Annotated in this window: 17 protein-coding genes; 13 read left to right on the top strand and 4 right to left on the bottom strand. The window is 30.7% G+C overall.

Going from position 1 to position 14,222, the window contains the following annotated elements; translation table 11 throughout:
* The first annotated feature begins 155 nt into the window (after positions 1–155).
* The 8 genes from C9E89_RS12365 (at position 156) to C9E89_RS23290 (ending at position 7,781) form a co-directional block, all read left to right on the top strand.
* Positions 156–1,961: a DUF4116 domain-containing protein gene (locus tag C9E89_RS12365; protein WP_107008650.1), complete on the top strand. Its 1,806-nt coding sequence runs from the start codon at positions 156–158 to the stop codon at positions 1,959–1,961.
* A 539-nt stretch (positions 1,962–2,500) separates the two neighbouring features.
* Entirely contained in the window at positions 2,501–3,373 is an 873-nt protein-coding gene (locus C9E89_RS12360; RefSeq protein WP_107008649.1) for a MetQ/NlpA family ABC transporter substrate-binding protein, read from the top strand.
* A gap of 74 nt (positions 3,374–3,447) precedes the next feature.
* Positions 3,448–4,473 (top strand): methionine ABC transporter ATP-binding protein, encoded by a 1,026-nt coding sequence (locus tag C9E89_RS12355; RefSeq protein ID WP_107008648.1) that lies wholly within the window; start codon positions 3,448–3,450, stop codon positions 4,471–4,473.
* Entirely contained in the window at positions 4,470–5,165 is a 696-nt protein-coding gene (locus tag C9E89_RS12350) for a methionine ABC transporter permease (protein WP_107008647.1), read from the top strand. The genes C9E89_RS12355 and C9E89_RS12350 overlap by 4 nt, the downstream gene beginning before the upstream one ends.
* A 160-nt stretch (positions 5,166–5,325) precedes the next feature.
* A complete protein-coding gene (locus C9E89_RS12345) occupies positions 5,326–5,883 on the top strand; it encodes a hypothetical protein (RefSeq protein WP_147305721.1) in 558 nt (185 codons plus the stop codon).
* Positions 5,884–5,895: 12 nt separating this feature from the next.
* Positions 5,896–6,471, top strand: coding sequence for a hypothetical protein (locus C9E89_RS12340; protein WP_116746695.1), 576 nt, complete (start codon positions 5,896–5,898; stop codon positions 6,469–6,471).
* Between the two features lie 100 nt (positions 6,472–6,571).
* Positions 6,572–7,498: an aromatic amino acid DMT transporter YddG gene (gene yddG, locus C9E89_RS12335; RefSeq protein ID WP_107008644.1), complete on the top strand. Its 927-nt coding sequence runs from the start codon at positions 6,572–6,574 to the stop codon at positions 7,496–7,498.
* 127 nt (positions 7,499–7,625) lie between these two features.
* Positions 7,626–7,781 carry a hypothetical protein gene (locus tag C9E89_RS23290; protein WP_171405126.1) on the top strand — a complete coding sequence of 52 codons (156 nt, stop codon included), beginning with the start codon at positions 7,626–7,628 and terminating at the stop codon, positions 7,779–7,781.
* Between the two features lie 38 nt (positions 7,782–7,819).
* Here C9E89_RS23290 and C9E89_RS12330 read toward each other — a convergent pair whose 3' ends face one another.
* From C9E89_RS12330 to C9E89_RS12320, 3 genes are read right to left on the bottom strand one after another with little or no spacing between them, the layout of a single operon-like run.
* The gene (locus tag C9E89_RS12330) at positions 7,820–8,692 is read right to left on the bottom strand and encodes an MBL fold metallo-hydrolase (RefSeq protein ID WP_107008643.1); all 873 of its coding nucleotides are present in this window, start codon (positions 8,690–8,692) and stop codon (positions 7,820–7,822) included.
* Between the two features lies 1 nt (position 8,693).
* Complete coding sequence (locus C9E89_RS12325) at positions 8,694–9,107, bottom strand: DUF6691 family protein (RefSeq protein ID WP_107008708.1); 414 nt, start codon at positions 9,105–9,107, stop codon at positions 8,694–8,696.
* A 2-nt stretch (positions 9,108–9,109) separates the two neighbouring features.
* Positions 9,110–9,523, bottom strand: coding sequence for a YeeE/YedE family protein (locus C9E89_RS12320; RefSeq protein ID WP_107008642.1), 414 nt, complete (start codon positions 9,521–9,523; stop codon positions 9,110–9,112).
* A gap of 361 nt (positions 9,524–9,884) precedes the next feature.
* On the opposite strand from C9E89_RS12320, the gene C9E89_RS12315 reads away from it, so the two are divergent.
* The 3 genes from C9E89_RS12315 to C9E89_RS12305 all read left to right on the top strand — a co-directional run bounded on the left by C9E89_RS12315 (position 9,885) and on the right by C9E89_RS12305 (position 11,917).
* Positions 9,885–10,001: a hypothetical protein gene (locus C9E89_RS12315; RefSeq protein ID WP_107008641.1), complete on the top strand. Its 117-nt coding sequence runs from the start codon at positions 9,885–9,887 to the stop codon at positions 9,999–10,001.
* Between the two features lie 335 nt (positions 10,002–10,336).
* Positions 10,337–11,086: an HD domain-containing protein gene (locus tag C9E89_RS12310; RefSeq protein ID WP_107008640.1), complete on the top strand. Its 750-nt coding sequence runs from the start codon at positions 10,337–10,339 to the stop codon at positions 11,084–11,086.
* A gap of 15 nt (positions 11,087–11,101) precedes the next feature.
* Positions 11,102–11,917 carry an alpha/beta fold hydrolase gene (locus C9E89_RS12305; protein ID WP_107008639.1) on the top strand — a complete coding sequence of 272 codons (816 nt, stop codon included), beginning with the start codon at positions 11,102–11,104 and terminating at the stop codon, positions 11,915–11,917.
* A gap of 53 nt (positions 11,918–11,970) precedes the next feature.
* Here C9E89_RS12305 and C9E89_RS12300 read toward each other — a convergent pair whose 3' ends face one another.
* On the bottom strand, positions 11,971–12,870 hold the full coding sequence (locus C9E89_RS12300; protein WP_107008638.1) for a LysR family transcriptional regulator: 900 nt from the start codon (positions 12,868–12,870) through the stop codon (positions 11,971–11,973).
* A 98-nt stretch (positions 12,871–12,968) separates the two neighbouring features.
* Here C9E89_RS12300 and C9E89_RS12295 point away from each other — a divergent pair, with 98 nt between their 5' ends.
* Complete coding sequence (locus tag C9E89_RS12295) at positions 12,969–13,418, top strand: CidA/LrgA family protein (protein ID WP_107008637.1); 450 nt, start codon at positions 12,969–12,971, stop codon at positions 13,416–13,418.
* Entirely contained in the window at positions 13,418–14,113 is a 696-nt protein-coding gene (locus C9E89_RS12290) for an LrgB family protein (protein ID WP_107008636.1), read from the top strand. The genes C9E89_RS12295 and C9E89_RS12290 overlap by 1 nt, the downstream gene beginning before the upstream one ends.
* Positions 14,114–14,222: the final 109 nt, after the last annotated feature.

Below are 14,222 nucleotides of genomic sequence, written 5' to 3'. Positions count from 1 at the left end.
AACAATCTCCAAGGGAGTAAATTTATTCATTGAGCTTATAGTAAGATAATTTTAAACATAGGTAAAACAGTTTGTTTTTATTTTAATGATCGTTTTTTTAGATACAAATTTAAATCAGGCATAATGATGAACTAATAATAAATTTCAACCATTATATGTTTGATCATCAATTTAATTTTTCTCGTTTACTAAATGAACCTGACCACTTTCTTAACGCCCCCAAACATCTAAAAGACAATAAAGCCTTTATTGAACAATGCGCACAAGAAAGTACAGGTGACTTTTTTGTCTATGTTGATAAAAAATTTAAACAAGATGAAAATTTTGTTTTTAATTGTGCTTCTCTTTATGCCACGCCTCAATATTTAAAAGCATATAAAGGTTATACTTTTTGTCATAGTTTATTAGGCAAAACGAGCTTTTTTAGCATTCCTAGAAAATTTAGATACTTAGATCATGACATTGCTCTTGCAATTGCTTACTCGGGACATAATCTTGACTTTTTTTCACCACAATTTGCATTTAACAATACAAGTGCATATTTTTTTAATACTTATTACTCATATAATTATGAACATCTTAATCCAAAACAACAGGCTAACCCTTATGTAGCTTTTGCAACAATGTTAGGTACATTTCCTTTAGATTTTAGTGAGCAAACACAATTATTCAATAATGAAATATTTTGTCAGCTTTATGTTTTATTCAATGCTAAAAATTTTACAAAGATACCTCAAAAATTTCAGAAATCTCCCAAATTTATCAAAAAAGTTTTAGCCAAAAATTCAGATATTTTTCAATTTTTACCGAAGAAATTTCGCTGTAAAAATAAATATATTCGTCTAGCTTTCAATGTAAAACTTGAAATGCCAGCAAAGCATATTGATGCAAATCGTCGTATGATCTTTCTTGAAAAGTTACAAGAAAAAGGGGATTTTATTTTCTATGCGCCACAAAAATTTCATACGACTAAAAACCTATATAAAGCTGCAAAATTAGGCATTAGTTCTATAAGCAACTATCAAGGCAAAATGAACAATGAAATTGCAAGAAAATTAGTTGAAATTAGTCCTAAGTATTTCTATTTTTTAGATCAAAAATTTCAGTGTAATGATCTTATTATCCGAACTGCACTTTATAAGTGCCCTTCTATTCTTAGCACTCTTCATCCTGAACTCCAGCATTATCCCAAATATTTAAAAATTGCCTTACAGAATAAAGGTGCTCTTTTCACTCAAATTCCCACACAATTTAAAACAAGAACATTGCTTGAAATAGCTTTAAAAAGTGATGGTAATATCTATTTAGACTTAGAAGAACAGTATAAGCAAGATAAAAACTTGGCTTTCATTGCGGTCAAACAGTGTCCTGATATGTTTAGTGCTCTGCCAGATCAGTTTCAGAATAATAAAGAAATCATTTGGGCTGCTTTAAAAGGAAATCCAAATATTTATAAAAACTTAGCTTTAAAATATCAAAAAAACTTAGAAATATGTGAATATATCTACACTCAATTACCTCGAATAATTGAATTTATGCCAAAAAAATACCTCACTAACCAAGCTAAAATTTTTCAAGCTATTCAAAAGGATCCCGATATTTGGCAATATTTGCCTAAAAAAATACAACAAGACCATGAGATTAAAAACTACTGTCTGAATCACTCCGCAAAATCTGTTGTAGAACAGCTTACAATTGATTCAAGTTATGCAAACTTAGAGTGGGTGTTGTATAAAATGCAACATTTAGAAATTTATCCTGATTTACCTTTGTTTTTACGTGAAGATGCTCGCATTTCTCTACTCGCCATACAACAAGATTTCGACAATATCTATCATTTACCCGTTGCACTGATGAAAAATGAATCCTTTATGGAAAAAATTTATCAACTCTTTAGAAAAAAATGTAAACAAGAATGGCGATATTTCAAGTTGAGTTGTGACTTTCTCATTCAGCAATAATCTTGTCATCTCTTTATGTCAAATTCATGATATAAATATTCTATATTTTTTTCATTATTACTAAAAACTTCAAACATATATTACTCTTTTTAAAAAGATAGCTTTTAGAACACTTATGAACTTTTATCATATAATTTTCATAATATCTTATATTAAAGAATAAGAACAAAAAGTAATCTAATCCTCTACTCTATTCAACTAAAGTTTTTGTTTTATTTGTTTTTTTAGACAATTGATTATTTTATAAGGATTTTTCCTAAGAACTTTGTTTATCGTGAGTGACTATGTATAAGTTAAATTTATTGGTATGATAAATAAAAATTTAGTGAATATTATGTAATTTATGTTTTATGCTTGGGTCATTAAAGCTTAAATTTACATCGTAAATTGCTAGAACCAATTGCAAATTTAAAATTTTTTGTTTGTCATATCAAAACCTTAGAGAAGACGAAAATTTGTTTTAAGCTGTATTGGGTACTTGAAAATTTTAATTTAAAAGTGTAGTGATTTAAATACATTTTATTACTCAGGATTTGAACATGAACAAATTGTTTGGCGTTTTACTCAGTGCATCTGTCCTTTCTCTAGCAGCATGTGGTAAACAAGAGGCACCAAAAACAGAAGCAGCTCCAAGCGACTCAGGGAAAGAACAAACTGTTGTTATGGCATCCACAGGTTCAGATGCTGATATTTGGCGTTATATCGCAACATTGCCTGAAACTAAACAAGCAGGAATCAAACTTGAGGTTAAAAATTTCACTGATTATGTGTCAATGAATACAGCCGTTGCCAATAAAGAAATTGATATCAATGCCTTTCAATCTTATGCTTATTTAGTTGCATTTAATGAATCTAATAAAGATAAAATTGCACCGATTTCAACTACATATTTAGAACCTATGGGCATCTACTCAAGTAAAGTAAAAAAAGTTGAAGACTTTGCTCAAGGTGCAACTATTGCAATTCCAAATGATGGGGCTAATGAATCTCGTGCCTTATTACTCTTACAATCAGCAGGTTTAGTTAAATTAAAATCAGGTTTTGACAGTGTTAAAGGCACACCTGCTGATATTGTTGAAAATAGTAAAAAAATTGTCATTAAGCCGATCCAAATGGCAACAGCAGTACGTGCTAAAGACGAAGTTGATGCAATTGTTTTAGGCAATACTTTAGCAATGGAAGGTGGATTGAATGTATTAAAAGATTCAATTTATTATGAACCGATTGATCAAAGCACAAAAATGAACGTGAATATTCTTGCTGTAGCAGAATCACGTAAAGATGATCCTCTCTTGAAAAAAGTAGGTGAACTTTACCATGTTGCTGCAGTAGGAAAATATGTCCAAGAGCATTTTGGTGGTACTAAAATTGATGTAAATAAACCTGTAACTTATCTTACAGAAAACAAATAACCCCTATTCTGCTTTCCATAAAACAGGCAAAATGATTTTGCCTGTTTTTCATTTTTTGTATAGTTTTTGACAACATGATTGAATTTAAAAATATTTCTAAACACTATGTACTTAAAGGTCAAACTGTACGTGCATTAGATGATATCAATTTACAAATCCCTAATGGCAGTATTTTTGGCATTATTGGCTATAGTGGTGCAGGAAAAAGTACCTTAATTCGTATGATTAACCTTTTGGAGCGCCCAACGCAAGGTCAAGTCATTATCAATCAAAAAGACTATACAGCTCTAGATGCACGTGCTTTGCGTCAAGAACGTGCAAATATTGGTATGATTTTCCAGCATTTTAATTTACTTGAAACCAAAACGGTTGCTGCCAATATTGAAATGCCTATGAAGCTTTTAGGTTTTTCTAAAAATGAACGTGAAAAACGTCTCAATGAATTACTCGATTTTATTGATTTAAAACATAAACGTGATGCTTTTCCTGATGAACTTTCAGGTGGGCAAAAACAGCGTGTCGGTATTGCTCGTGCGCTTGCCAATCATCCAAAAATTTTACTTTGTGATGAGGCAACTTCAGCTTTAGACCCACAAACAACCAAATCTGTTTTATCTTTATTGAAAAAAATTAATAAAGAACAAGGTATTACCATAGTTATGGTGACACATGAAATGGATGTTATCGAGTCTATTTGTGATTATGTCGCCGTCATGGAGTATGGTAAAGTGATTGAAACTGGCTCAACAATTGATATTTTTAGCCGTCCCAAACAGCCAACCACTCGCAATTTTATTCAAACTGTTTTACAGCAACAATTACCTGTCAATATTTTGAATAATCTTGAAAATAAAAATCATAACAGTATTTATAATCTGCAATTTTTGGGCACTTCTGCACAAGAAACCGTGATTCAAAAACTAATTCAACAATTTGATATTAGTCTTAATATTTTATTTGCCAATATGACTGAAATTAATGGATCAGTTATTGGGCAAATGTTTGTACAGTTATTGGGTGATCCAATTGTCATTCAACAAGCTGTTCAATTCCTTGCTTTACAAGGTGTTAAAGTATCTCAAGCAGGAGTAGCAGAATGAGAGATTTCATTGTTCAATGGTTAACTGAAATCACTGCTCCCTATTGGCAGAGCTCATTATCTATAGACCAGTTTGTTACAGCAATGCAAGAAACTATGCATATGGTCTTTTTTGCCATGCTATTTGGAGGTATTTGGGGCTTCATTCAAGCGATCATTTTATTGTTAACACGTCCTAATGGAATTTTACCCAATAAAGTGATTTATCATGTGCTTAATCCACTAGTAAATGCTTTGCGCTCCCTGCCTTTTATTATTTTATTAATTGCTGTTATTCCTCTGACCAAAATGATCGTCGGTACATCGATCGGTACTTGGGCAGCAATCGTGCCACTGACTATTTATGTTGGTCCTTATATTGGTCGTTTAATTGAAACTTCACTTTTAGAAGTTAATGAAGGAATTGTTGAATCTGCTCAAGCAATGGGCGCTTCTCCTTGGCAAATTATTTTTAAATTTATTATTCCTGAAGCACGAAGTTCTTTAATTTTAAATTTAACAACAGCAACCATTAGTTTAATTGGTGCAACAGCAATGGCAGGTGCCGTGGGTGCAGGCGGCATTGGCGATTTAGCAATTTCTTATGGTTATCAACGTTTTGATACTAGCGTGGTTATTTTAACTGTGATTGTATTATTAATTTTAGTACAACTTGTACAAAGTTTAGGAGATTGGCTTTCTAAACTGAGATAATCACTTATTTTTTAAATTTCCTTTTAAACCAGTACTTTAAGTACTGGTTTTTTTATAAATACTTTATTATTAAAATAAAATCTGTATCTTACTTATATATTATGTTAGTTTTATACAATTAATTTTTTAATATTAATAAGCTTAAGCTATTTAAATTTTCATGAATAACCAAGTTTCCATACAAAAATCGAATACCCAGTTGAGCATTAATATTTATATGAATGGTAGTCGCTTTAAATCTTCCATTTTATTTATACGCTTATTTATGATTTTTTGGTTTTTTATCAGTGTTGCTATTACTTCTACACAATTACAACCTCATCATTTTAATGAGCAAATTCCACTCATATTATGGTTATTAGTTTCAACATTAATAATTGGACTCAACTTTTATTTTATTGCTTGGCTCAAAAACACACATGAAGAACTCATTTTTAATTCAGATTATTTAATTTTTAAAAAACATTTACCATTTAATCAAAGCTCAGAATATAAAATTAACTTAATAGACTTTAAAAAATTACATTATCAAGCTTGGGAAAATCCTTGGCGTGGCGTAAATCTACCAAGCCCAAGTAAAGGTAATATTCACTTTAGAGCCAAATATAACCTAAAACACTCCTTTGGTATTAATCTCTCTGAAGATGAGGCTAATTCTATTATTTTAAATATTAATCAATGGTTTGAATCTCATCATTTGCATTTAGAAAGAGCTTAGTCAATGAATTTCATGTATCAAACATATAATGATATTGATATAAAACAAAATGCGACTACAGTTTGTATTCACTTAAAAATCACAAAAAGCGTTTTTAAACATTTAATGATTCCATTTGTTATTACATGTCTAGTATTTTTATTTATAGGAATAAGTTCATTATTTACCTCCTTAGTTAATGATACAGATAGTATTTTCATTTTATTAATATGGAATAGTTTTGCTTGTGTGCTAACGTATAAAACATTGACTGAATGCTTATGGTTATTATATGGCAAAGAAAAAGTGAGTTTAGATTTAACACATATGACTTTAGAAAAAACTTACCCGCTAAGATTTTTTCAAAAAAATTATACGAAAAAGCAAATGATTGATATAAATGAAATTATAAATATCCAATATGATTTTTGGGTACAACCTACAGCTAACTTAAACTTACCCAAACTCGAAGATGGTCAAATATTAATTGAAACTAAACAGCAAAAAATTTATTTCGGCATTAATTTAACTGATGCTGAAGTCAAAAAAATCCTTATTGTCATCAAAAATCATCTACAGAAAAATACATTATATACGCTCATAAAATAATTAAATTATGATCTTATTTTTATAGAAAAGCGCTATAATATTTGGGTCAATTTTCTCTCCCATCGCCCCATTTTTCATGGGTTGAAGCAGAAGCTCTGTCATGTCAAAAAATCTTGCGACGCTGATTGGTTTTAGCGCTATTTTACTGTGGTCAACTCTCGTTGGCTTATTAAAAAATCTCAGTAGTTTGCTTGGTGCAGATTATGCTGTGACCTTAATGTATAGCTTTAGCACACTGATTTTATTAGCTATTTTTAAGATTCCCAAACTCAGTGAAATTCCTAAAAAATATTTAATTGGCGCATCTTTATTATTTTTAGTCTATGAGCTTTGCTTTTCTTATGCAATTGCACTTGCTAAAACTGCACAACAAGCCATTGAAATTAGCTTGGTTAATTATTTATGGCCAAGTTTGACTGTGGTCATGTTAATTTTATTTAAAGAGTTAAAATTCAGCATATTTGTTGTACTTGGCTTAGTCATTAGCATGAGTGGTATTGTCCTGATCCAAACAGGCAATGGTGCTTTAACATGGATAGAAATTTCCGCACATTTTATGTCTAACCCTATAAGTTATATTTTGGCATTTATGGGTGCACTGCTATGGGCAATTTATTGTGTCGTGACTAAAAAATATAGCCAAGGTCACAACCCTATCGCACTTTATTTCTTAATGATTTCAATTGTATTATGGGCAAAATTATTATTTAAATATTCACTCGAAGAATTACCTCCATTAAATATGGACGTTGCACCTTATTTAGCAGGTGTTTCTTTGGCGACAGCCTTAGGTTATGCCGCTTGGAATATTGGAATTATTAAGGGCAATATCACAATATTAGTAACACTTTCATATTTTAGCCCTATATTTTCTACCGTATTTTCTATGATTATTTTACAAACGACATTATCTTTAGAATTTTGGCATGGCGTCATTTTTGTCACTTTAGGTTCATTCATTTGTTGGATTTCAACCAGTTGGGAACACATTAAACCACGCATCCGTAAACTCAAAATTCTATTTTAAATGGATCAGTCTAGAATAATGACTTCATCTTTTAGCTGTTATAATTTTTTTTAAGCACATTGTATCTATAAATATCTCATCATTTTTCTCATAATTAATTAAAAGAAATTGAAGTGAGATCAATATCATGAACCAAGATCAAGACGCTAAAAATGCACCAAAATATGCGGACAGTTCGATTTCAGATAAGGCTTTTAAGCGTATGCTGCTTTGGTTTTTTCTTTACTGTTCTGTATTCATTATTGGCGTTATTTTAGCTGTCAATGCCGACTCAATCTCCTAATATTGTTGATCAATATTTAAAACAAATCTTGGCTCAGCCTAAGATTTGAAATAGTTAAAGGGTATTTTCAAATACTGTATTCCATTCGCTTCTGGCTCAGGAAAATGCCCTGCAACCATATTAATTTGAATTGCAGGTAAAATAAGTTGTGGCATGCCTAATGTTGCATCACGTTGTTCACGCATCTGTACAAACTGATCTTTTTCAACACCTTGATGCACATGAATATTCTTTAATTTTTGCTCTTTAACTGTACTTTTATATTGATATGTTGTACGTGTTTTTGGCAAATAATCGTGGCATAAAAATATTTGATAATCATCAGGTAATTCAAATATTTTTTGAATTGAATTATATAATTGAGATGCACTACCTTTCGGAAAGTCACAGCGTGCAGTACCATAATCATGCATAAATAGCGTATCGCCCACAAAAACACAGTCTTGTATGACATAACTTAGACATGCTGGTGTATGTCCCGGTGTCGCAATACTATAAGCCTCGATTTGACCAATTTTAAATCTTTCCCCTGCTTCAAATAAATAATCAAAGGCAAGATGAAAAGATTTTTGTTGTGGATCTAAATGATAAATTTCAGCAAATATTTGTTGTACTTCACTAATTTTCTTACTCATTGCAACCTGACCACCCAGTTTTTGTTTTAAATACTGAGAAGCGGTTAAATGGTCGGCATGAACATGTGTTTCTAAAATCCATTGCACAGTAAATTGATGATTTTGAATATATTCAATCATTAAATCTGCTTGTGTGGTTTGAGTCGTTGCAGATGCCGCATCATAATTCAGAACACTATCAATAATTGCACATTGTAAAGATTGAGGATCTGCAACTACATAACTGAAAGTATTGGTTTTTTCATCAAAAAAATCTTGCACTATTAATTTTGACATATTATTTTGCTCCTAAGAATTTTCGATGTAACCACACACCTAACAACATCGCAACGATAAAGTAGATCGCTTGATAGTAACCTAGCCCAATTAAAGTAAAAGCAGGTGCTGGACATATCCCTGCAATCCCCCAACCCATACCAAAAATTAAAGCACCTATACATAAACGTGGATCAATTTTATTTGATGTTGGTAATTCTATTTTCTCATTAAATAATGTCACAGGACGACGAATTGCCTTTTGAAATGGAATAAATGCAACAAAAATTGCGCCTAACATTACAAACATTAAACTTGCATTCCATTCTCCAAAAATATCAAGAAAACTAAGCACATTTTCAGGGTTTGCCATACCAGAGAACATCAAACCAATAGAAAATAAGCCACCAAAAATAAAAGCAAAGACATTTTTCATCATTAATTCCCCAGTAAATGACGCATGATATAAACCGTCACAAAACCTGAAAACATAAATAAACTTGTTGCTACGATAGAACGCTTAGACAAACGGCTCATTCCACAAATTCCATGCCCACTGGTACAACCAGAACCTAAGCGTGTACCAAAGCCAACCAAAACTCCTGCAATAATCATGGTGATGGGTGAAGCTGAGATTTCAATTTTAGGTGTAATAAATAGACCATAAATAAATGGAGTGACAAATAAGCCCAATAAGAACCAAGTTGCAGGTCGCTGAAAAAGTCCTGTTCCATTAAAAAGTTGCCCAATCAGACCACTGATTCCCGCAATTTTGCCATTGATATAGAGATATCCAACAACAGCAACACCCAATAGCGTTCCACCCAGAAACGCGCTTACATATTCATGCATGATTGATTACTCAAAATTGGTCACTTAATACATTATACTTTTTTATAATATATTATTTTATATAATATTAAAACTATTTTTTAATCAAACCATTATTGTGAGATTTAGAGTATCACTGTTAATTTTCAAAAATATTGAAAATTACAAAATCTATCACAAGATTTTTAAAATAAATATTTAACAATAAAAATCAATAAATTAAATCTAAATTCAAACCAAATAAAAGTAATATTACTTTAGTTTTTGCATTTAAAATTAATACAGAGAATTTTCTCTGTTATATTTTTTTTCATCAAATTTGTATCTTTCCTTTTATTTTATTTCATTCAAAATGAACATAATCTGTTAAAAGGTCAATGATATGAATTTTTTAAGAAAGAACAATAAAGCAAGTTTTGTATTTTTTATCATCACTGCTTATTCATTCTTAGGATTTGGCTTAGGCTATATTATTTGGGAATATCTTCTGTCAAAATAATATATGCAACCGACTTTTCTCACATGCCATTTGGTCAATATAACAAGTCATACACGGATTCTGCTCTAAATGGAATAGCTCATCGTTTGGGTTAAATTGACGATTTTCATATTTTAAAATCAAATGGCGAAGGAGATTAAACGTTGGTCATGTTATTAACATTTTATAATATTCACTTGATTTATCATTCTAATTAAAACTTTTATTTTGATCACTCCTTCTTTAATTCAGTAAAAATCCCTCTCAATTTTCATTAAAAAATTAAAGCTCTTGTATTTTTAAAATATCCCATCTATATTTTAGAGTAATTACTCTAATTATTTTTTTGGTGAGTTATGCTAGGTGATCGAGAGTGGATGAACCTTACTCAAGGTAAATTGAGCTTTTTAGAAAAATTACAGCTCATTCAAAAAGTAATGCTCCCTGCCAGTTTAAATTTTATTCATGCAAAAATGGGAACTTATGCACAAGATTCAGACTTAGTACTAAAAAATATTCAAATTCCAGATACAGCTCTGATCAAAGATGCTTTATTTGAATTAGAAAAAACTGAGTCTAAAATAATTTTTCAACATTCTTGGCGTTGTTATTTTTGGGGAGTTGCCATTGCAAAATATAAAAAATGGCAATTTGATGAAGAAGTTTTTCTTGTTTCAAGCTTAATGCATGATGTTGGTTTAGCAAAATCACAAGCCGAATTCTCTTATTGTCAATGCTTTACCTTTGAAAGTGCCTTACGTGCCGAACAATTATGTCAGCAACATGATTTTCCTCAAGACAAAACTCAGAGAATAGCTGATGCAATTTGTCTGCATATGAATGGGTATTTAAATGAAAATGATCATAATATTTCCAAAGAAATTTTATTATTACAACAAGCTACAGCTTATGATGTTGTAGGTACTCAGCAAAATTTGATTTCTGAAAAATTTTATCTTGATGTGTTAAATCATTATCCTAAAGATAATTTTAAAGTCAGTTTTAAAGAGTTAATTCAACAAGAAATTAAACGTCATCCATATGGAAGGACTGCTTTCCTAAGTCCTCTAGGTTTAAAGTTGATGATTCATTTGAATAATAAATAACAATGAGGACTTACCATGATTCAGCAAAATCTTTTACAACATTATATTCAATTTCCTCATAGTCACCCTATTTTAGTTGATGTTTACCAAATTTCTGAGCATAAAAATAGCATTATCATGCTGCCTGCTTTAGGTGTCCCTATTCAAAAATATGAAAAACTTATTCAGAGCTTGATACAACAAGGCTTTAATGTCATTGCTGCTGATTATCCTGGTTGTGGTCGAAATACTCCTCAAGTGTCCTCAGATTTTGATTTTGGTTATGCCGATTTATTGGCTTACTTTATTCCTCAGTTGGTAAAAATCGCAAAATATTTATCTAAAAAAACCCCTGTTTTATTTGGGCATAGTTTAGGTGGTCATTTAGCAACTTTATTTGCCCAACACCACACTATTCATGTAATTGGTGTAGCAACTGGAAACATTGGTTTAAAATATTGGAATATGTCTGGAAAATTTAATATTTTAAAAGCTGCTACGATTTTCAATCTTATGATTTTAAAAGATGGTTATTTAGCAGGTGATAAAGTTGGTTTTGGCAAAAAAGAAGCGAAAACTTTAATGCGTGATTGGTCAAAAGTAATTTTTACAGGTCACTATCGTCATATTATCTCTGAGGAAAACTTGTCTCAGCAGCCCGCATTATTTATTCAATTTGTACAAGATAATTTTGCACCTATGCGCTCAACTTTAGCCTTGAGTCGTTATTTTAAGGATGCTCAAGTTAAGCAATTAGATCTCACCGCAAGCTTAAAAGGCAATCAACATTCAGTCTGGCTAAAACAACCAGAAAAAGTGGTTGAATTAGTTAAAGATTTTATTCAAATATAAACCTATAAAAGACTTAGAATCGGATGCTGTTTATGCATATTTATTGATGTAGATTAAAAGTGAATTTTATCACGATTTTCATCTACAATATTTAGCCATGCACGAGTTGCAGGACTCATTGCTACAGAGGTATTCCACGCCATACTTAATGTCCAGTGTAAATTTGGATTGCATAAAAATGCAACATTAAAATGTTCTGGATTTAATTGATCACAATAAATTTTAGGTAATAATGCCAAGCCCATATTGAGTTCGACCATTTTTGAAATAAAATCCCATTGACCACTTTTACAAACAACACGAGGTTCAAAACCTACAGTGTTTGCTGCATCTAAAATAACTTTATTTAACATAAATGTATCTGCATATAGCAAAAAGGATTCATCTTTTAATTCAATAAGATCGACACTTGTTCTATTTTTCCATACAGAATCTTTTGCAGATAATAAACACATTGCTGAATCAGCAACAGGAATTGCAGAAAAATTTGGTCGTAAATTACCCAATAAAATCCCGACATCTACCGTTTTCGCAGCAATCGCCTCTTCGACTCCATTCGCTCCAACCTCTAAAAATTTAAGCTCTATTTCTGGATATTTTTTATGAAATAACGCAATTAATGAACTGAGTAAAACAGACCCGAGAGGAGGTAAGCCTATGGTTAGTTTTCCTTTATTGAGACTTTGAACTTGTTGAATCGTGTCATAAATTTTTTGCTGTTCAGCTAAAATAGTCTGTGCATGTTGATAAATTAACTCACCAGTATAAGTCAATTGGACATCACGCTTACGACCTGCTTCGCCTTTTTTAAAAAGTGCTGTTGCTAAATCAACTTCTAAACTTGCAATTGCTTTACTAATCGTGGGCTGTGTTAAAAATAAACGCTCGGCTGCGATAGAAAAACTTTTTGATTCAACCACTGTAACAAAAATTTTAAGATTCTTCAGATCCATAAATATTCCAAAATAGAATAATATATATTTAATTATTCATAATTTAACATAAAAATAAGCATTAAAATAATAACCTCATCCGAAACTAAGCTGTCCTCATGTCCAGTACACCTCTATTCTCGTCACAAAGCTCTTTTTTTCTTAAAGTTATTTTGCAATTGGGCTTAATTTTCCTTTTTTTAGGGTTAGGAAAATATGTACAAGACATTTTGAATCTACCGATTTCAGCAGCAGTCACGGGTTTATTTATTTTACTGATTTGTTTAATAAGCGGTATTCTAAAATTAGAATGGATTAAAGTTGGTTCAGATTTTATTTTAGGTGAATTGGTTTTATTTTTTATTCCGTGTTTAGTTGGTTTAACTCAATATCAATCCTTATTTTTAGATCAGGGCTGGAAGTTATTTGTTGTTATATTTTTAGGTACAGCCTGTGTCATGGTGTTTACTGCATTTAGTGTATATTTAGGTTTTAAATTAGAAAAAACTATCAAGAAATTATTTAAAAATAAACCAAATTCTTATAAAAATTTACAGGAGAAAAACTAATGTCTTTTATCTCTATTTTTTGTCTCATCATGACATTATCTATATATGTTATTAGTAAAAAAATATATCGTAAATTTCCTTATTTTTTGCTCTCACCTGCTGTTTTAGTACCAGTAATATTGATTATATTTTTAGCCCTTACACATATTTCTTATGAAACTTATATGATAGATAACCATTGGATTGTTTGGTTATTAAGCCCTGCAACCGTTGCATTTGCAATTCCTATTTATGAATATCGGAAAATGATTAAACAACATATCATTTCTATTTCAATGGGAGTTTTTATAGGTATGTTTATGGGCATGCTGAGCGCATTTTATTTAGCACAGTTATTTCAATTTGACCAAATAACAACTTATAGTTTAATGGCACGTTCTATTTCAACTCCTTTTGCTATGGAATTAGTCAATCATATTGGTGGTTCTATTGAGCTTGTAATTTTATTTACAATGATTACAGGCGTTATTGGTATGTTATTTGGTGATCTTATTTTAGCTGCTATTCGCTTAAAATCACATTTTGCTTTAGGTGCTTCATTAGGAAGTGCTGCTCATGGTTTTGGCACAAGTAAAGCCTATATGCGTCATCAAGAAGAAGGCATTATTGCCAGTTTAACAATGGTACTTTCTGGAATTTTTATGGTGGTTTTAGGACCTAGCCTTGTACATTTTATTTTAATGCTAAATGCTTAAATTTTGAATGTTTAATATTTAATGTTTAATATTTAATGTTTAATATTTAATATTTAATGTTTAATGTTTAATGTTTAATGTTTAATGTTTAATGTTTAATGTTTAATGT

This window comes from Acinetobacter sichuanensis (genome assembly GCF_003024515.2).
Lineage (GTDB): Bacteria > Pseudomonadota > Gammaproteobacteria > Pseudomonadales > Moraxellaceae > Acinetobacter > Acinetobacter sichuanensis.
Note: the sequence above shows the minus strand (reverse complement) of the source record. Positions and strands in the feature narration are given on the sequence as shown.